Here is a 17,425-nt window from a genome sequence, read left to right as displayed (position 1 = left end):
GAGTGAGGCGAGCCATGCGGCACGAGCCCCGACGAAGCCGCGAATCACCGCTGCACGGGCGCGCTCGCCGGGTGGTCCGGAATTCCGGCGAGGCCGGCGCGCTCGAACTCACCGATGCGATCGTGACACGCCGGTGTCACCCGGCGCGTGCGTGGAGGTGAGGGTCGGCGCCGTCGCGACCGGTCACGCCTGCGCGCCAGAGAGGTCGCGAGGATCGGTGAGGTGACCGGTGACGGCCGAGGCCGCCGCGACCGCGGGCGACACGAGGTAGACCGGGCCGGGCGCGCCCATGCGGCGGTCGAAGTTGCGGTTGGTCGTGCTCGCGGTGGTCTCGCCCTCGAGCGGGATGCCCGGGCCGTTGCCGATGCACGAGCCGCAGCCCGGCGCGGTGACCACTGCCCCGAGCTCGCGGAACAGGCCGAGCAGGCCCTCGCGCTCGGCGGAGGCGCTGACCTCGGCGCTCGAGGGCGTGACCGTGACGCGGACCTTGGGCGCAAGCTTGCGGCCGCGGAGGACGTCGGCGGCGGCGCGCAGGTCGGCGAGCGAGCCGCCGGTGCACGAGGCGATGACGACGTTGTGGATCGGGACGTCGCCGACGTCGGCCAGCGCGGCGCGGTTGCGCGAGTCACCCGGGGTGGCGACGGTCAGCGGGACGTCGGTGAGGTCGATGGCGATGGTGCGCACGTACTCGGCGCCCTCGTCGGGCTCGACGAACAGGGCGTCGGTGTCGACGCCGGGCCGGCGGGTGCGCAAGAACTCCCGCACCGGCGCGCACGGCTCGACGACGCCGGTCATGAGGCCGCCCTCGACCGTCATGTTGGTGAGCACGCTGAGCTCGTCGACGTTCCACTGATCGAGGCCGGGGCCGCCGATCTGGATCACGCAGGTGTCGGTGGCCGAGGTGCGCCACTGCTCCTCGCGGAAGTACGGGTCGCCGATGATGTGGAGGATGAGGTCCTTCGGCGAGACGACGCCGCGCGCGTCGCCGGTGACCCAGATCCGCACCGTCTTCGGCACGGTGACCGGGACCAGGCCGGTGCGCAGCGCGAACGCCATGGCGGTCGAGCCGACGCCGAACGCGAAGGCGTTGAGGACGCCGGCGGTCGGGGTGTGCGAGTCGGTGAGGATGATGATGGTGCCGGGGTTGCCGTACTGCTCGACGACGATGCGATGGCACACGCCGGCGTCGTACTTCTGGCCGGGCCCGTGGATCCGGATGCCGTTCTTGAGGCTGGCGCTGACCATCTCGTCGCGCAGCTGGCGGGCCGAGTCGAGCCGCTGCTTCTTGACGCGCAGCGGGACGGTCGGCTGGTCGATGAGGACGAAGTGGTCCTCGAAGGCGGCGGCGAGCTCGGGGTTCTTGACCGGCGTGTTGCCCCACTCCTGCTCGTAGAGGGCCATCACCATGCCGCCGGTGTACTCGTGGACGCCGCGGAAGCCGACCTCGCACAGCACCTGATCGCCGGGCCCCACCGCGGCGATGCCGAAGCGCTCGCCGCCGGCCCAGGTGCGCGCGGCGATGATCTTCTCGACGCAGTTGAGCGGGCGGGCCGGCGCGTCGGTGCGGTACTCGGGCTCGATCTCGCCGGCGAGCAGGCGGCTGCCGTAGCGCAGGAGGCCGCGGTTCTGCACGACGGCGCGGAAGAACGGCGGCAGCTCGGCCGCGAGTCCGCCGAGGTCGACGTCCTCGCCGGCCTGCAGGCGACCGATCACCCCGAAGTCGGTGGTGAACGGCAGGCCGCTGTAGACCATGTTCTCTTGGAAGATCCGCTGGAAACTGCGGGCCACCACGAGCTCGATGCCGGCGCCCTGGTGGGCGACCACCGCGACCTCGCGGCTCGAGCCGGAGCCGTAGGCGTCGCCGCCGACGACGACCTGGAAGCCGCCGTCCTTGATGCTGTCCTTTTGGACCTGTTCCTTGAAGTTCTCGAGGAAGTAGGGCCCGAGGATGTCGCCCGTGTAGCCGAGAGTGCAGGCGGCGCCGCTGATCATCAGGTCGGTGTTGACGCCGTAGTGGAGCGGCGGGGCGGCGTCTGCGCGGGCGTCGAGATCCGTGCCCGTCAACTGCTTGGCGATGCCGTGCGGGTCGTCGGTGAGCCAGAGGATCCTGCCGCGAAGCTTCATGCGAGTTCGGTTTAACACCCGTGCGCAGGCTTCGGAAGGTCAAGACGGGGACCCGCGGGGCCGGGTGACGTGGCTCAGCTCACCGGTGCTCCGCCGGATGGCCGGCCCGGTGCGGTGGAGTATGTTCGCGGCGCATGTTCTTGCGCACGGCCCTTCGCTCCCTTTCGCTGACCGCGCTGGTCACGACGACTGTCCTCCCTGGTTGCGCCTCCAAGCCGGCAGCCCCGGCGGAGACGCCGGCTCCCGGCGGCGAGGATCCCGCAGCCGCGGCGGTCCGCGACGCCGACCCCGCGACGGCGGAAGCGCTCAAGGCGGCCATCGCCGGCCCGCAGCGCTCGGCTGAGAACCGCGCCCGCGACCAGTACCGCCACCCGCTCGAGACCCTGCTGTTCTTCGGCCTCAAGAAGAACCAGACGGTGGTCGAGCTGTGGCCCGGCGGCGGCGGCTGGTTCACCGAGATCCTGGCGCCCACCCTGCGCGACAGCGGCAAGCTCATCGTCACCAACTTCGACACGAGCGGGCCGGCCGACGCCTACCAGACCCGCAACGGCAAGAAGTTCCTCGACAAGCTGGCCGGCGCGCCCGAGGTCTACGACAAGGTCGAGGTCGTGACCGTGACCGACCCGTCGGCGCTGGTGCTCGCGCCCGAGAACTCGGTCGACCTGGTCGTCACGTTCCGCAACACCCACGGGTGGGTGGAGGACGGCATCGACGGGGCCATCTACGGCGCGGCCTTCAAGGCGCTCAAGCCCGGCGGCGTGCTCGGCGTCGAGGCCCACCGCGCCAAGCCGCAACAGGTCGACGACCCGAAGAAGGTCGCCGAGACCGGCTACCTGCCCGAGGACTGGGTGGTGTCCCGCATCGAGTCGTTCGGCTTCAAGCTGCAGGCCCGCTCGGAGATCAACGCCAACCCGAAGGACACCAAGGACTACGAGAAGGGCGTGTGGACCCTGCCGCCGTCGTTCGAGCTCGGCGACAAGGATCGCGACAAGTACGCGGCCATCGGCGAGAGCGACCGCATGACGCTCAAGTTCGTCAAGCCGTGAGCGCGGCGCGCGGATAAACAAAAGGACAGGTCCCGAGGGACCTGTCCTTGAAGACTGCTGGCGAAGGTAGCCGGGTCAGACGACCGTCTTGATGAACTCGGCGATCTTGCCGCGCGAGCCGCCGCCGACCATGCGGTTGGCCAGCTTGCCGTCCTTGAACAGCAGCAGGGTGGGGATGTTGGTGACGCCGTACTCGACGGCGGTGTTCTGGTTGCGATCGACGTCGAGCTTGACGATCTTGACCTGGCCGCCGAGCTCCTCGGCGAGGGCGTCGAGGTGGGGCGCGATCGCGCGACACGGACCGCACCAAGTGGCCCAGAAATCGACCAGGACCGGGGTCTGCGAGTCGAGCACGTCGTTCTTGAAGGTTTGGTCCGAGGTGTTGGTGATCTTGTCGGATGCCATGGTGGTTGGGGCGGGTGAGGTGCAGGCCAGAGGGCCGTGAAGCAGTCAGGCTTGGACGGGCTTGCAGTGGAAGTGGGGCCGCTCGCGGCGGTGGCGCGCGGCGCTCCCGGCGTCGCGCCGGCCAGAGCATGGTGCCGGGCTCGCGGCGGCGCAAGGGTTGTGAGCCCGCGCGCGCGCGGCTACCCTGGCCGGGTATGCCGCGGATCTTCGTCGCTCAGACCCTCGTCGACACCTGGCTCTCGACCGGGGGCGTGTCTCTCGAGCAGGACCTCCTCCGCGTGTCGGGTCCGCCGTCGGTCGATCTCTTCATCAACCCCGCGGTGTGGTTCGAGCGCATCGACGGCGGCGAGGCCGATCCTCATGACGTCGTCGGCCGGGTGAAGACGTCGCAGGAGCTGGCACAGATGGGCGCCGACCATTACGAGAGCTCGGTCGTGATGGGCGACTACGCGTACACCGTGAGGCCCGGCTTCATCGCTACCGTGGTCGACGCGCGCGGCGCCGAGGTCCGCCTCGACGGGCCGACGTGGGGCCGCCTCATGCAACAGATCGAGACCCTCGGCACGTCGTCCGACAACTAGCGTCGCATGCTGATCCTGTTCATCCTCGCCTCGCTCGCCTACGGCGCCGCGATCTTCGCGTACGCGCTCGACCCGCCCGCGAGCGAGGCGCGCGCGGACGCCCAGTCCCGTGAGACGCGCGCGGGGATCTTGCTGGCCATCGCGGCGGCGCTGCACGTGGCGTGCATCGGCGCCCAGTGCGTCGGGGGTGAGCACCCCTTCAGCTCGGTGTTCCTCGCCACGAGCTTCGGCGCGCTCATCGCGGTGGTGGGCGGCCTGGTGGTGGGCCGCATTCGTCGCGCGGCCACGCTCGGCGCGATCGTGGCGCCGGTCGGCCTGCTCGGGCTGTCGATCGGGGTGATGTTCGGGGCGGCGAGCGTGCACGACCCACTGCCGGCGCCGACGGGGGCGCTGGCGAAGGCGCACATCGGCCTGGCGACGGCGGGCCTCGGCGGATTCACGATCGCGGCGGGCATCGCCGCGCTCTACCTGACGATGGACCGGCGACTGCGGCTGAAACGCTGGAAGCCGCAGCCGGGCGGGCTGTCGCTGACCGGACTCGAGCGCCTGCACTACCATGCGGTGATGCTGGTGGTGCCGGTGCTGACCCTGACCATCGTCACCGGGGTGCTGTGGACGGTGAAGTCGGGCGGCGTGGCGGCGATCGGCGGGCGCTGGATCGAGGTGGTGATGGCGGCGGCGGCGTGGCTGTGCAGCGCGGCGATCCTGGTGATGCGCGCGGCGCTCGGGGTGCGCGGCCGCAAGTCGGCGATGCTGACCCTCGCCGCGTTCGCCTGCACGCTGCTGGTGCTCGTATGGTACGGGGTGCGGGCATGACGGAGCTCGTCGCGGTCGGCCTCAACCACAAGACGGCGCCGGTCGAGCTCCGCGAGCGCCTGGCCTTCGGGGCAGGTGACATCGCGGCCGCGCTGTCGGCCCTGCGCGAGCGCGCGGGCCTCGGCGAGGTGATGATCGTGTCGACCTGCAACCGTGTCGAGGTCTACGGGGTGGCGCCGCACTGGGCCCGCGCCGGCGAGCGGGTGCTGCAGGCGCTCGCCGACACGCGCGCGGTGCCGCTGCCCGAACTGGTGGCGCACACGTTCGTGCGCGGCGAACGGGCCGCGGCGAGCCACATCTGTCGCGTCGCGGCGAGCCTCGAGAGCATGGTCGTCGGCGAGCCGCAGATCCTCGGCCAGGTCAAGGACGCGTTCGAGTTGGCGCAGCGCGAAGGGACGGTCGGCGGGGTGCTCGACCGCTGCCTCGGCACGGCCTTCCGCGCGGCCAAGCGGGTCCGCAGCGAGACCGAGGTGGCCCGCGGCGCGGCCAGCGTGCCGTCGGTCGCGGTCGACCTGGCGCGATCGATCTTCGGCGAGCTCACCGGCAGCGGCGCGCTGCTCGTCGGCGCCGGCGAGATGGCGTCGCAGGCCGGGATCCACCTCAAGGCGGCGGGCGTGGCCGAGATCGCGGTGGTCAACCGCAGCGAGGCCCGCGGGCGGGCGCTGGCGGACGAGCTGTCGGCCCGCTTCGCCCCGTGGGACAGCCTCGACGCCGAGCTCCGCCGCGCCGACATCGTCGTGACCAGCACCGGGGCGCAGCGGCCGGTGATCGACCGCGCGCTGCTGCGGCCGGTGATGAAGGTCCGCCGCGGCAAGCCGATCTTCTTCGTCGACATCGCGGTGCCCCGCGACGTCGAGCAGGAGGTGGCCCGCCTCGAGCAGGTGTTCCTCTACAACATCGACGACCTGCAGGGGATCGTCCACGACAACATGCGCGCCCGCGCGGCGGAGGCGGAGCGCGCCGGGTCGCTGGTGGAGGAAGAGGTCGGCGAGTTCGTGGCCTGGCAGCGGGCTCGCTCGATCGGCCCGATCGTGCAGGCGCTGCAGCAGCACGCGCGCGCGATCGCGGAGGCGGAGCTGGGGCGCGTCCGCGGCAAGCTGCAGGGCCTGGCGCCCGACCAGCAGAAAGCCGTGGAGGCGCTGGCCAACGGGATCGTGCAGAAGCTGCTGCACAAGCCGATGACCGCGCTGCGCCAGGCCGCCGTGGGCGAGGGTGCCGAGGCCGATCTGGCCGGCGCGGTGCAGCAGCTGTTCGGGCTCGAGGTGCCGTCAGCGACGGCGGCCGCCGAGGCGGCAGCCGGGCTGGTGAAGCCCGAGCTCGTGCGTGAGTGACGGGCGGCCGCTGAGGACACGCAGGCGGGGCCGCGTAGCGAGTGAAGGCGAACGCGGTGCGGACAGGGCTGCGCTCGCAAGGTGGAGCGGCTCCTGCCCAAGCGCGGGGCGCCGTTTACTGGGGAGCACGCGAGGGCCATAAGGGACATGTCGTATAGAGCATGTCCGATCGGGCATGTCGCCGTGGATATGCCCTTCGGGGCATGTCTCTCAGGTCTTGTGCGCGAGGGCGGCGAGCACGGCGTCTGCGCCGAGGCGGAGCAGGAGCTCGGCGACGGCGGTGCCGAGCTCGGCGGCCGTGGCGGGGGGACCGACGCGGGCGGCGGTGAAGCAGGGGCGGCCGCCGGGGTCGGTGATGACGCCGCGGACGTGGAGGAGGTCTTCGCGCAGCTCGGCGTGGCAGCCCATGGGGACCTGACAGCCGCCGTCGAGGCGGGCGAGGAAGGCGCGCTCGGCCGCGGCGACGGTGGCGGCGTGGGCGTCGCCCAGCGGGGCGACGAGGGCGCGCACGCGGTCGTCGTCGGCGCGGCTCTCGAGCGCGAGGATGCCCTGACAGGCGGCGGGGCAGAACTGCTCGGGATCGAGGCGGGCGTCGATCCGGTCGGCGAGGCCGAGGCGGACCAGGCCGGCGGTGGCCAGCAGGATGGCGTCGTAGTCGCCGGCGTCGAGCTTGCGCAGCCGCGTGGGCACGTTGCCGCGCAGCGGGCGGATCTGCAGGCCCGGGTTCAGGCGCAGGGCGAGCGCGCCGCGGCGCAGGCTGGTGGTGCCGAGGGTGGCGCCGGTCGGCAAGGACTGAATGGACAGGTCGCTCGGGGCATGTCCTTCGGGACAGAGCTTGGCCCGCAGCGCGGGGCCGAGGACGAGGGCGTCGCGGGCGTCCTCGCGCGGCGGGGTGCAGACGATGGCGAGGCCGGGGTGCAGGCGCCCGGGCAGGTCCTTCATGCTGTGGACGGCGAGGTCGACGGCGCCGGCGGCGAGCTGCTCCTCGATGGCGTTGACGAACAGGCCCTTGCCGCCGATCTGGTTGAGCGGCCGGTCCTGGATCCGGTCGCCCTCGGTGGTGATGTGGACGAGCTCGACGACGAGGCCGTCGCCCCAGGCGGCGCGCAGCCGGTCGCGGATGTGGTGCGCTTGCCACAGCGCCAGCTCGGAGGCGCGGGTTCCGATCCGCAGCGGACGGTCGAGGTCGGGCTTGGTCGAGGCGGTCATGCCGGCCGCGAATGATAGCGCCTGCGCTCGTTGAGGCGCCACTGCTGCGGACGGGCGAGCTCGTCGGCGCGGGCGGTCGGCGCCGCGGGCGACCTCGACGCTTTTCGCGGGCGCCTGCATGCTGTTGCCCGTGCGATACGACGACTGGACGCGAGCTAGCCGCTCGCGGGCCAGGTCTCCGGGAGGGCGACGATGATCCGCGTGATGTACGGGTGGAAGGTGAAGCCAGGCCAGGAAGAGGCGTTCGCGGCGGCCTGGGGCGCGGTTACGCGGTGGATCCGGGTGCACGCGCCCGGCGCACGCGGCAGCCTGCTGGTCCGTGGCGCCGAAGACCCGCACGAGTTCGTCGGGGTCGCGCGCTGGACCAGCCGGGCGGCGTGGGAGGCGTACCAGGCGAGCGATCGGCAGGATCCGGAGCTGCTGGCGCACGCCCAGGTGATGCGGGCGACGTCCGAACGGTCGCGCCCGGCCGCGTTCTTTGAAGAGGTGTCCGATCTGACGCTGCGCGGCGAAGGGGAGCGGGCGGACGGGGACTGACGCCGGCTGTCGCTGGCCGACGATCGTGAGCGAGGGCGCCGGAGCGGTGGCCGTGGCGAAGGGAGCGGACGCGGACTGACGCGGTCCATGAGGTCGTCGCCGGTTGCTCGCGCTCGCTGCCGCTGGCCGGTGAGCGCCGGCGCCGGCGCCGGCGCCGCGGCGGGGACGGGCTCTGTCACCCCTCTACGAGCCGCTCGGCGGCGCATGACTATAAGGACATGTCGTCGTAGGCATGTCGAAAAGGACATGTGCCGTGGCACATGCCTCGATGGGTGAGCGAGGGCGCCGGCGCCGCGGCGGGAACGGGCTCTGTCACCCCTCTACGAGCGAACCTTCCGTGCCTGACTATAAGGACATGTCGTGGTGGGCATGACGAGAAGGACATGTGCTGTTGCACATGTCTCTATGAACATGTCCTTCAGCGCTTGTCCTTCGTCGAGTCTTCGGGGGCGCCGCCGAGGCGGAGGACGATCTCGCCGCGGATCTGGTCGGACTCGACCCAGCCGATCGCCCGCGAGTCGCAGCAGGCGCCCTCGTCGCGGTTGTCGGCGACGAGCAGGTAGCCGTCGGCGGGCATCTCGTAGGGGCCGCCGTCGGCGGGGACGCCCATGCCGGGCCAGGCGTCGGCGGCGGTGCTGGCGAGGACCTGGTAGCGGCGATCGCCGATGATCTCGAAGGAGGTCGGGCGCCCGCCGGGCTCGCCGGGGCCGTCGCCGGGCTTGTGCGCGAGGGGCTCGCCGTTGAGGGCGAGGCCGAGAGCGCCGCGCGTGTCGCCGAAGGTGACGCTGTCGCCGGGGACGGCGAGGATCCGCGCGACCCGCAAGCTGCGCGGCGGGGGCTTGCCGGCGACGCCGCTGCGCCGCTGCACTTTCTCCCACTCGTCGTCGAGGCCGAGCTCCTTGGGATCGACGACCGCGGTGTTGCGCAGGCGATCGCGGCTGCCGGGCACGCGAGGGCGCGCCTCGGGCACGGGCTTGGCGCCGGGCTGCTCTTGCACCGGCGTGGGCTCGGGCGGCGGGGGCGGCGGCGTGGGGTCGTAGACGACGAGGTCGCCGCGATCGAGGCCCCAGGTGCCGCGCACGAACAGGACGTGATCGCCGCTGTGGAGGTTGGGCGCCATGCCGTCGCCGTGGATCTCGACGACCGTGGCGAAGCTGCAGCGCAGGACCAGCAGCGCGGCGCCGCCGACGAGGACGCACCAGGCGAGCCGCGTCGGCCAGGTGCGATCCGGCGGCGCGGGGTAGTCGTCAGGCTCTGGTTCGCGGCGAAAGAACATGCAAGGCGCGGAGCTGTTCGCTCAGCGCGGCGACATCTTGCTCGACCCGCGCGGGCGGACCAAAGAAGACGCCGATCCCGGCGAGGGCTCGCGCCCCGGCGGCCAGGCAGTCGACGGCGGTGGCCGGGCCGACGCCGCCGAGCGCGACCACGCAGGCGGCCGGATCTGCGGTCCAGGCGCGCAGGCCGGCGAGGCCGATCGGGCGCTTGCTGCCGAGCGGGGCGCCGGGCTGGGCGGTGGTGGGCGCGAAGACCGGGGCGACGAGGGTGTAGTCGACGAGGTGGTGGCCGGCCTGCGGCTCGCCGTGGACGGCCCGCCCGAGCAGGCCGGGCAGGCGCGGGCGCAGGTCGGCGAGGCGGGCGAGCGAGGGGTCGCCGCGCAGGTGGAGGCCATCGACGTCGAGCGCGGTCGCGCGCAGGGCGTGCCGGGGATCGACCGCGAGGAGCAGCGGGACGGCGCGCTCGCGGCAGCGGCGGATCAGCGGGGCCAGGCGACCGGCGGGGTCGAGGAGGGTCTCGGGCGCGGCGCCAGGCTCCCGCAGCAGGACGGCGAGGGCGAGCTCACCCGCGCCGGTGCGCCAGCGCGCGACCAGCTCGGGGTCGACGGGGCCGGTCGGCGGGGTGATGGCGAGCAGGTGGAAGGGCGAAGCCACGAGAGCGCCAGCGGATGCGCGAGGCGGCGAGTCGGCGGAGCGCCCGTCGCTCACTCGATCATGCCGGTGGTCGGGCTCGAGGCGCTGCCGATCACGCGCGCGGGCATGCGGCCGGCGCGGAAGGCCTTGCGACCGGCGACGATGCCGTCGCGCATGGCCTCGGCCATGAGCACGGGGAGCTGGGCGTGGGCGATCGCGGTGTTCATGAGCACGGCGGTGCAGCCGAGCTCCATGGCGATCGCGGCGTCGCTGGCGGTGCCGACGCCGGCGTCGACGATGACCGGGACCTTGGCCTGCTCGATGATGAGGCGGATGTTGTGCGGGTTGCGGATCCCGAGGCCGCTGCCGATCGGCGCCGCGAGCGGCATGACTGCGGCGCAGCCCATCGCCTCGAGCTTGCGGCAGACGATCGGGTCGTCGGTGCAGTAAGGAAGGACGACGAAGCCCTCGTCGAGGAGGACCTTGGCGGCCTTGAGGGTCTCCTCGTTGTCGGGGAGGAGCGTGCGTGGGTCGCCGATGACCTCGAGCTTGACGAGGTCGGCGATGCCGAGCTCGCGCGCGAGGCGGAGCGTGCGGACGGCCTCGTCGGCGGTGTAGCAGCCGGCCGTGTTCGGCAGCAGCGTGTAGCGGCTGCGGTCGATCCACGACAGCAGGTTGTCCTTGACCTTGAGGTCGACGCGCCGCAGCGCGACGGTCACGATCTCGGCGCCGCTGGCGGCCAGGCAGGCGCGCGTCTCCTCGGCGTCCTTGTACTTGCCGGTGCCGACGATGAGGCGCGAGGTCAGAGTTCGACCGGCGAGGGTCCAGGTGTCTTGTGTGTCGCTCACTTCAGCCTCCGCCGACGAAGGTGACCACCTCGAGCCGATCACCGTCGACCAGCTCGGTTTGGTCGTAGGTGGCCCGCGGCACGATCTCTCGGTTGCGCTCCACCGCTACCTGTCGCGGGTCCAGGCCCAGCGAGGCGACCAGCGCCGCGACCGTGGTCCCGGGCGTGAACGGGTGCGGCTCACCGTTGAGCACGAGGGTCGGCACGGGCGGAAAGGTACAACGAACTGGTGGTGGGACGAGCTGGCGCCATGTGCGCCGGCACGACATGGATCACAGCGTTGCCCAATTCACTCACCTGTGGCGATCGTGCAACAGGTCTCCAGGGGCGCGATGATCGCCGTATTTTTGGAAGATGATTGTAAAATCAAAGGGTTAGGCGTCTGACGCGCCGTGCCGGCGTTTGGCCCGCTTTGTGCTCACCTTCACAAGCATGCACGTTGAGTCGGAATCCCGCCGCCCTAGCATCCCCCTGGAGCGCATGGAAGCCCAGGATATCTTGTCCTGCGTCGAGCCCTTCACCGCTGCCCGCCCCGCCGAACTGGAAGTGTTGGGCCGCACGGCAGTGCGAGTCCGAAAGACGCCCGCCAGCATCCTCTGCCACGACGGGCAGCTCGCTGACGGCCTTTATATCGTGCTCCGCGGACGCATCAACCTGGTCCGGGCCGTCGACGGCAACCGTGACCTCATCCTGTCGAGCCTCGGGCCCGGCGAAGTGTTCGGCGAGAACTGCGCGATGCCCGGGATGGTGATGTCGACGACCGCCGTCGCCGCGGTCCAGAGCGAGATGCTCCGGATCCCCGGCGAGGCGCTCAGCGAGCACCTCCGGCGCGAGCCCGAGACCGTGGTCCGCTTGATGCGGCTGCAGTACGAGAAGCTCCGCGAGGTCGAGGCCGTGGCCAGCGGCCTGGCGCTGTGTGACGTGGAGCAGCGGCTGCGCCGCACGCTCGCCCGTCTCGCCCGCCGCCAGGGCCGCCGCAACCCGGCCAGCGCCGGCTGGATCCTCGCGCCCGTGCCGACGCAGTCGGAGCTCGCGCGCATGGTCGGCTCGTGTCGTGAGACCGTGTCCCGTACGCTCAGCGCGATGGCCCGCAACGGCCTGGTCAGCGGCAGCGGCCGGCGCATGATCCTCAACGACAGCCTCGTCAACGAGACGCCCTGAAGCCGCGGAATGTCGGCGGGGCCGGACGCGTTGGGGGACGCGTCCGATGCCACGTTCCCCGACTCCTCGTGCTAACTTCGGGTCTGTGCATTATTCCGGGCCTGAACGTCGGGTCGCCGACCGCAGGCAAGCTCCGATCATCGAAGTCCGGCCGACTTATGCGTATGTCGACGCCGGCGCGATGGTCCACAACCTGCGTACCGTGCAGGCCGCCGTCGGTCCGCGCTGCCGCGTGCTCGCGGTGGTCAAGGCCGACGGCTACGGCCACGGTGCGATCGAGGCGGCCCGCACGTTCGTCGACGCCGGCGCGTGGGGCTGCGCGGTCAGCCTGGTCGAAGAGGGCGTCGAGCTGCGCCAGGCCGAGCTCCGCGCGCCGGTGCTGGTGCTCGGCGGGGTCCATCCGGGCTCCGAGGACGTGATCGTCCACCGCTCACTGACGCCGGTGGTGTGGGCCCGCGAGCACCTGCAGCTGCTCTCCGCCGCGGTCCGCCGCAGCGGGGCGCCACCGCTGCCGATCCACCTGAAGATCGACACCGGGATGTCGCGCCTCGGCGCGCTGCCGGGGCAGCTGCCGGAGTTCCTCGACTGGCTCGAGGGCGAAGACGGGCAGTACCTCCGCCTCGAAGGGGTGATGACCCACTTCGCCTGCGCCGACGAGCCCGACGACGTGACGAGCCCGCGCCAGCTCGAGTCGTTCCGCGACAGTTTGGCGGTGCTGGCCAGCCGCGGGTTCCATCCGCCGATCCGCCACGTGTGCAACAGCGCCGGGCTGGTCCGCCTGCCGCACGCGCACTTCGACATGGTGCGCCCGGGCGTGGCGATCTACGGCGCCGCCTCGAGCCGCGAGGTCGAGCTGCCCGGCCTCAAGATGGCGATGAGCGTGCACTCGCGGATCCTGGGCATCCGCGAGCTGCCGGCCGGCGCGCGGGTGTCGTACGGGCACCGCATGGAGCTGAACCGGCCGTCGCGGCTCGGCATCGTGCCCGTCGGCTACGCCGACGGCTACCCGCGGCGCATGAGCGGCCAGGCCCAGGCGCTGGTCCGCGGGCATCGCTGCCGGGTGGTCGGCAACATCACCATGGACGTGTCGATGATCGACGTGACCGACCTGCCCGACGCCCGCGAGGGCGAGCGCGTGACGCTGCTCGGGCCGCAGGGCCGCGACCGGATCGACGCGTACGAGCTGGCGCGCTGGGCCGACGTGATCCCTTACGAGATCCTGTGCGGGATCTCGAAGCGCGTGCCGCGGCGCGGGTAGGTGCTTTCGGACATGTCCTCAGGGGCATGTCCGAAGAGACAACGACGAAAGGACATGCTCTTACGAGCATGTCCCTCGTGACAGGCGACGCGAGCTCAGTTGCCAGAGGGCGGCGGGGCCGAGGTGGTCGGCGGCTGGCTGCTGGCCGGGGGCTCGCCGCCGGCGGGCGGGGGCGGGGCGGCCTCGTTGCAGTCCTCGGAGCCGACGTAGTCGGGGTGGCAGGGGTCGCTGATGTCCTGCACCTTGGTCGGCGGCGCGCCGCCGGTCTGGCTGGTCGGCTTGGCCCAGTTCACCTCGGTCTTGGCGAAGGTGTTGGTGTTGCCGGCGTCGAAGATCTGCTCCTCGTTGACGTAGCTGTAGAGGTAGTGCTGCTCGGTGGCGAACAGGGCGGTGATCGTCGACTGCTTCTTGACCTCGTGGCTGCCGCTCGAGGTGGTCGTGATCTCGGTCTCGTCGGTGTCGGTGACGAGCCGCGCGACGGTGATCGGCGGCTCGCCGGTCTTGTAGAAGCCGTCGACCTTGCTGGTGACGGTGCCCTCGCTGTAGCGGCCCAGCTTGCCCTTGCGGCCGCGCTTCTTGTCGTCCTTCCAGGTGTCGCCGGCCTTGAGCGGGCGCGCGGGGACGGTGAGGAAGGCGGTCTCGAGCGCGTCCAGAGCCTGCTGCAGGACGACGCGGAGCTCGGCCGAGAGGTCTTCGGGGAGCTCGGGCATGTGGAGGATCTTGCCGCTGTCGTCGACGTTGAAGTCGACCTCGAGGCCCTGCAGCTGCTGGCCGGCGGTGCGGTTGAACTCGGCGACGCTGACCGGGAAGCTCGGCGGGAGGCTCCACTTGACCTGGACGGCGCTGAAGCGGGCGGTGACGGAGGTGCCGCCGTGGGTCTCGTCAGGGCCGCGCACGGTCAGGGTGAGGTCGAAGCTGAAGCTCTGCGAGGAGCTGGTGGCGCTGCTGGCGGCGCGGATGGTGGCGCTGCGCCGCACGCTGCCCTGGTAGACCTGGCCCGGGGTGAGGTCGTAGCGGAGCGTGATGCCCTCGGCCGGCGCCTCGACCTTGGTGAGGCCGGGCCCGGTCTTGCAGCCGGACAGCGACGGGGCGGCACAGAGGAGGAGCGCGAGGAGCCAGCGAGGGGCGCGAACCATGGCCCGGAACATACGCGGGCGCGCCTCGCACGGTCAACCGGCGCCGATCCGACGCGCTATCCGGCCGCAGCCGCGGCCGGGACGGCTTCCGCCGCCGTTGCGGCAGCCTCGGCCCGGCGCTCGTCGGCCTCCTCCTGCCTGCGCTTCTCCTCCTCGGGGTCGGGCGGGCCGATCGGCCGCTCCTGAACGAAGGCCTGGTCGGGCGGGAGGCTGGAGTCGCGGACGTGGACGACGACGCTGCGCTCGAGGTCGGCGGGCAAGTAGCCGGTCCATCCGGCCGGCAGCGCAGGGGCGACCCACTCGAACAACCACCGCGCGTCGAGCGGGGCGAGGTTGACGCAGCCGTGGCTGCGCCGCTTGCCGAACTGGTCGTGCCAGTAGGCGCCGTGGAGCGCGTTGTGGCCCTGGAAGAGCATGACCCAAGGGACATGTTCGACCATGTACGGGTTGTCCTCGTAGTCCTGGTTGGCCATGGTCATGCTCGCGACCTTGGCCCAGATCGGGTAGTTGCCCTTCGGCGTCGGCGAGCCCTTGCCCGAGCTGATGAGGGTGACGTAGACGGGCCGCTCGCCGCGGTAGGCGACGAGGACCTGCTCGCCGAGGTCGACGTCGATCCACTGGTCGTCGCCGCTGGCGAGCCGGTTGTCGCGCAGGGCGCCCTCGGGGATCGCGGTGAAGACGACCTCGTTGAGGTTCTTGGCCTGCACGTAGCGGCCCTCGCCGATCTTCCACCAGCGGTCGGGGTCGGCTTCGCCTGTCTCTTCGAGCAGGTCGACGCGCTCGCGCAGGCCGAGGGTGCCGACCTGCGCGGCCTTGACGGCGGGCTCGGCGAGGACAGGGACCTTGTCGCGCGAGGACCATGCGAAGGCAGGGCCGATCGCGGCGTCGTCGGTGAGGAAGACGCCGTGCCAGGCGGAGCCCTGGCCGAGCCAGCCGACCGACGACTTGCTGACGAGCTGACCGTCGACGGTCTCGACGTAGGCGGCGCCGTCGACCTCGAGGGTGCGCGCGACGGCGAGGTTCATGCCCTCGCTGAGGCTGCGCGCGGCGACGCCGGTGCGCACGCCGTCGACGCCGCGGTACATGAGGGCGCCCTCTTCGCGGACCTTGGCGTAGTCGTAGGGCAGGCGACGATCGCCGCGCATGCGCTCGCCGAGGGCATGGCCGACGGTCGGCTGCTCGCGCCCGGGCTTGACGTGCTCGGAGCAGACGTAGCCGAACGGGTAGACGGCGTACCACGGCTTGCCCTTGCAGCCGCTGCTGTCGCGGCTGGCGACCACGCCGCGCACGAGCAAACGTGTCCCTTTGGACATGGTGGCGATCCGCTTGCTCGGGGACCACGGCCGCGTGCGAATGCCGGTCTCGGGCCAGTGGGTCTCGACGATCGCTGCGGGCGCCGCGTCGACCTTGATGCCCTCGCGCGCCTCGTCCACGGGCTCGAGACGGCCGAGCGCGGCGAAGGTGCGGAGGACGGTCCAGGCGACGAGGAGCTGCACGGCGAGACGCTACCACGGTCGCGCGCGCGGACCGCAAAGTCGTCCACGCGCGAGCGGGGTGTGGATATTCCGGCGCACCGGCTCAGGAGCCGGAGCTGGCGCCAAGGACAGGCAGCGGGAACTTGTTGCGCCGCTCGGCCGCCTTGCCGCGCCGCCGCGCCCACGCGGCTTCGTCGCCGAACTTGAGCGGGCGCTCGACGGGCGGCGTGTTCTCGAAGGCACGGATCCAGTCGGCGTAGCGCGCGCCAGCTCGCACTGCCTGGATCGCGGCGTGACCGGCGTCAGGGCCGCGCTGGGCCAGGAAGTATTCGATGTGCGCCCAGCGCGGCGACTGCGGCCGGATCTCGACCTTGCCGCCGAGGCCGCTGCGGATCCGTCGCAGCCGCTCCTCGGCCGCCTTGATGCCCATGAAGGCCTGGCCGTCGAGCGGGGTGTTGCGCTTGGCGACGAAGGTGGAGAAGGTCAGCGCGAGGCGACCGATGCCCGCGAGCTCGCGCGCGAAGCGGATGAGCTCGTCGACGTCGGCGTCGGTCTCGCCGGGCGCGCCGATCATCTCGTAGACCTTGAGGCGGTGGAAGCCGTGCTCGTGGACGAGCTTGGCGGCGCGCAGGAGGTGCTCTTCCTTGATCTTGCGATCGAGCAGGAGGCGCATGCGCTCGCTGATGCCGTCGGAGGCGACGGTGATCGTGCGGTGACCGCTGCGCTGCATGTCGCGCAGGAAGGTCGGGGTGAGGCGATCGGCGCGCAGGCTGGAGATGCTGACGGAGCGGCCGGACTCGACGAGGCTGGCGACCAGCGGCTCGAGGTCGGGGTGATCGGTGACTGCGGCGCCGACCAGGCCGACCTTGCGCGCCTGCTCGGGCACGAGGTCGAGGACGCGATCGATCTCGACCAGGCGCATGCCGCCGCCAGGCTGGATCCGCATGACGCAGAAGGCACACTGGCGCGAGCAGCCGCGCTCGGGCTCGACGAGGAACATGTCGGCGAGCTCGGTATCGGGGGTGAGGATCGCCGAGTAGGCCGGGACCCGCTCCTTGCTCGCGCGCGCCGGCTCGGGGATGTCGTGCCACAGGCCCGGGGCGAGCTCGCCGACGATCGTGTGCGGGAGCTCGGCGGCGGCGGCGATGGCAGGCTCGCGGCGGCGATGCGAGAGCAGCCGCTCGATCGCGTCGGGCAGGACATCCTCGGCCTCGCCGGCGATCAGCAGGTCGGCGAAGGGCAGCAGGCTGTTGGGGTTGGAGAAGGTGAGGGGACCGCCGAAGACGAGGATCGGATCGTGCTCGCGGCGCTCGGAGGCCAGCACCGGAATACCTGACCCTTCGAGCAGGCGGACGAGGCCGGCGAGCTCGAGCTCGTAGGCGACGGAGATGGCGACGACGCGGTACGACGACAGCGGGCGCTCGCCCTCGTAGGTGAGGATCGGCCGCTTCGGCTGCGGCCAGGGCAGCGCCATCGGCTCCCAGACGTCGGGCAAGAAGGCCCGGTGCGCGCCGATCTGCAGCTCGTGCAGCAGACGGTAGAGCGTCTGGAAGCCGAGGCTGGACATGCCGGCGCGATAGGGACTCGGATAG

Annotated in this window: 17 protein-coding genes; 7 read left to right on the top strand and 10 right to left on the bottom strand. The window is 71.9% G+C overall.

Going from position 1 to position 17,425, the window contains the following annotated elements; translation table 11 throughout:
- Nucleotides 1–183: 183 nt before the first annotated feature.
- Nucleotides 184–2,124 carry an aconitase family protein gene (locus OV090_RS01620; RefSeq protein ID WP_267701669.1) on the bottom strand — a complete coding sequence of 647 codons (1,941 nt, stop codon included), beginning with the start codon at nt 2,122–2,124 and terminating at the stop codon, nt 184–186.
- Nucleotides 2,125–2,258: 134 nt separating this feature from the next.
- Here OV090_RS01620 and OV090_RS01615 point away from each other — a divergent pair, with 134 nt between their 5' ends.
- Complete coding sequence (locus OV090_RS01615; protein WP_267701668.1) at nt 2,259–3,170, top strand: methyltransferase; 912 nt, start codon at nt 2,259–2,261, stop codon at nt 3,168–3,170.
- A gap of 75 nt (nt 3,171–3,245) precedes the next feature.
- Here OV090_RS01615 and trxA read toward each other — a convergent pair whose 3' ends face one another.
- Nucleotides 3,246–3,575, bottom strand: a complete 330-nt coding sequence (gene trxA / locus OV090_RS01610) for a thioredoxin (protein ID WP_267701667.1) — start codon at nt 3,573–3,575, stop codon at nt 3,246–3,248.
- Nucleotides 3,576–3,769: 194 nt separating this feature from the next.
- Here trxA and OV090_RS01605 point away from each other — a divergent pair, with 194 nt between their 5' ends.
- The 3 genes from OV090_RS01605 to hemA are packed head-to-tail and all read left to right on the top strand — an operon-like array spanning nt 3,770 to nt 6,303.
- Nucleotides 3,770–4,156 (top strand): hypothetical protein, encoded by a 387-nt coding sequence (locus OV090_RS01605; RefSeq protein ID WP_267701666.1) that lies wholly within the window; start codon nt 3,770–3,772, stop codon nt 4,154–4,156.
- 6 nt (nt 4,157–4,162) lie between these two features.
- On the top strand, nt 4,163–4,972 hold the full coding sequence (ccsA, locus tag OV090_RS01600; protein WP_267701665.1) for a cytochrome c biogenesis protein CcsA: 810 nt from the start codon (nt 4,163–4,165) through the stop codon (nt 4,970–4,972).
- Nucleotides 4,969–6,303, top strand: a complete 1,335-nt coding sequence (gene hemA, locus OV090_RS01595; RefSeq protein ID WP_267701664.1) for a glutamyl-tRNA reductase — start codon at nt 4,969–4,971, stop codon at nt 6,301–6,303. Before ccsA ends, hemA begins: the two co-directional genes overlap by 4 nt.
- A 210-nt stretch (nt 6,304–6,513) precedes the next feature.
- Here the strand turns inward: hemA and hemC are convergent, their stop codons facing one another.
- Complete coding sequence (gene hemC, locus OV090_RS01590; RefSeq protein ID WP_267701663.1) at nt 6,514–7,512, bottom strand: hydroxymethylbilane synthase; 999 nt, start codon at nt 7,510–7,512, stop codon at nt 6,514–6,516.
- 192 nt (nt 7,513–7,704) lie between these two features.
- On the opposite strand from hemC, the gene OV090_RS01585 reads away from it, so the two are divergent.
- Entirely contained in the window at nt 7,705–8,049 is a 345-nt protein-coding gene (locus OV090_RS01585; protein WP_267701662.1) for an antibiotic biosynthesis monooxygenase family protein, read from the top strand.
- 418 nt (nt 8,050–8,467) lie between these two features.
- Here OV090_RS01585 and OV090_RS01580 read toward each other — a convergent pair whose 3' ends face one another.
- From OV090_RS01580 to thiS, 4 genes are read right to left on the bottom strand one after another with little or no spacing between them, the layout of a single operon-like run.
- Nucleotides 8,468–9,325, bottom strand: a complete 858-nt coding sequence (locus tag OV090_RS01580) for a S26 family signal peptidase (RefSeq protein ID WP_267701661.1) — start codon at nt 9,323–9,325, stop codon at nt 8,468–8,470.
- Nucleotides 9,297–9,977: a thiamine phosphate synthase gene (locus OV090_RS01575; RefSeq protein ID WP_267701660.1), complete on the bottom strand. Its 681-nt coding sequence runs from the start codon at nt 9,975–9,977 to the stop codon at nt 9,297–9,299. The genes OV090_RS01580 and OV090_RS01575 overlap by 29 nt, the downstream gene beginning before the upstream one ends.
- A 50-nt stretch (nt 9,978–10,027) precedes the next feature.
- Nucleotides 10,028–10,804, bottom strand: a complete 777-nt coding sequence (locus tag OV090_RS01570; RefSeq protein ID WP_267701659.1) for a thiazole synthase — start codon at nt 10,802–10,804, stop codon at nt 10,028–10,030.
- 1 nt (nt 10,805) lies between these two features.
- Nucleotides 10,806–11,009 carry a sulfur carrier protein ThiS gene (gene thiS / locus OV090_RS01565; protein WP_267701658.1) on the bottom strand — a complete coding sequence of 68 codons (204 nt, stop codon included), beginning with the start codon at nt 11,007–11,009 and terminating at the stop codon, nt 10,806–10,808.
- Nucleotides 11,010–11,283: 274 nt separating this feature from the next.
- Between thiS and OV090_RS01560 the strand changes: the two genes are divergently transcribed.
- Both OV090_RS01560 and alr read left to right on the top strand, forming a co-directional pair.
- A complete protein-coding gene (locus OV090_RS01560) occupies nt 11,284–11,964 on the top strand; it encodes a Crp/Fnr family transcriptional regulator (RefSeq protein WP_267701657.1) in 681 nt (226 codons plus the stop codon).
- Between the two features lie 46 nt (nt 11,965–12,010).
- Nucleotides 12,011–13,222 (top strand): alanine racemase, encoded by a 1,212-nt coding sequence (alr, locus tag OV090_RS01555; RefSeq protein ID WP_267701656.1) that lies wholly within the window; start codon nt 12,011–12,013, stop codon nt 13,220–13,222.
- A 95-nt stretch (nt 13,223–13,317) separates the two neighbouring features.
- Here alr and OV090_RS01550 read toward each other — a convergent pair whose 3' ends face one another.
- The 3 genes from OV090_RS01550 to OV090_RS01540 form a co-directional block, all read right to left on the bottom strand.
- A complete protein-coding gene (locus tag OV090_RS01550) occupies nt 13,318–14,358 on the bottom strand; it encodes a hypothetical protein (protein ID WP_267701655.1) in 1,041 nt (346 codons plus the stop codon).
- Nucleotides 14,359–14,414: 56 nt separating this feature from the next.
- The gene (locus tag OV090_RS01545; protein ID WP_267701654.1) at nt 14,415–15,854 is read right to left on the bottom strand and encodes a L,D-transpeptidase; all 1,440 of its coding nucleotides are present in this window, start codon (nt 15,852–15,854) and stop codon (nt 14,415–14,417) included.
- A gap of 82 nt (nt 15,855–15,936) precedes the next feature.
- A complete protein-coding gene (locus tag OV090_RS01540) occupies nt 15,937–17,400 on the bottom strand; it encodes a radical SAM protein (RefSeq protein WP_267701653.1) in 1,464 nt (487 codons plus the stop codon).
- Between the last annotated feature and the right edge of the window lie 25 nt (nt 17,401–17,425).

This window comes from Nannocystis sp. RBIL2, from assembly GCF_026626745.1.
Taxonomy (GTDB): Bacteria; Myxococcota_A; Polyangia; order Nannocystales; family Nannocystaceae; genus Nannocystis.
This window is presented reverse-complemented; position numbering and strand designations above follow the sequence as displayed.

What these genes read in the sequence shown, in the direction of transcription:
- OV090_RS01620 (WP_267701669.1), bottom strand. Translation starts at nt 2,124, where the DNA reads ATGAAGCTTCGCGGCAGGATCCTCTGGCTCACCGACGACCCGCACGGC.
- OV090_RS01615 (WP_267701668.1), top strand. Translation starts at nt 2,259, where the DNA reads ATGTTCTTGCGCACGGCCCTTCGCTCCCTTTCGCTGACCGCGCTGGTC.
- trxA (WP_267701667.1), bottom strand. Translation starts at nt 3,575, where the DNA reads ATGGCATCCGACAAGATCACCAACACCTCGGACCAAACCTTCAAGAAC.
- OV090_RS01605 (WP_267701666.1), top strand. Translation starts at nt 3,770, where the DNA reads ATGCCGCGGATCTTCGTCGCTCAGACCCTCGTCGACACCTGGCTCTCG.
- ccsA (WP_267701665.1), top strand. Translation starts at nt 4,163, where the DNA reads ATGCTGATCCTGTTCATCCTCGCCTCGCTCGCCTACGGCGCCGCGATC.
- hemA (WP_267701664.1), top strand. Translation starts at nt 4,969, where the DNA reads ATGACGGAGCTCGTCGCGGTCGGCCTCAACCACAAGACGGCGCCGGTC.
- hemC (WP_267701663.1), bottom strand. Translation starts at nt 7,512, where the DNA reads ATGACCGCCTCGACCAAGCCCGACCTCGACCGTCCGCTGCGGATCGGA.
- OV090_RS01585 (WP_267701662.1), top strand. Translation starts at nt 7,705, where the DNA reads ATGATCCGCGTGATGTACGGGTGGAAGGTGAAGCCAGGCCAGGAAGAG.
- OV090_RS01580 (WP_267701661.1), bottom strand. Translation starts at nt 9,325, where the DNA reads ATGTTCTTTCGCCGCGAACCAGAGCCTGACGACTACCCCGCGCCGCCG.
- OV090_RS01560 (WP_267701657.1), top strand. Translation starts at nt 11,284, where the DNA reads ATGGAAGCCCAGGATATCTTGTCCTGCGTCGAGCCCTTCACCGCTGCC.
- alr (WP_267701656.1), top strand. Translation starts at nt 12,011, where the DNA reads ATGCCACGTTCCCCGACTCCTCGTGCTAACTTCGGGTCTGTGCATTAT.
- OV090_RS01550 (WP_267701655.1), bottom strand. Translation starts at nt 14,358, where the DNA reads ATGGTTCGCGCCCCTCGCTGGCTCCTCGCGCTCCTCCTCTGTGCCGCC.
- OV090_RS01540 (WP_267701653.1), bottom strand. Translation starts at nt 17,400, where the DNA reads ATGTCCAGCCTCGGCTTCCAGACGCTCTACCGTCTGCTGCACGAGCTG.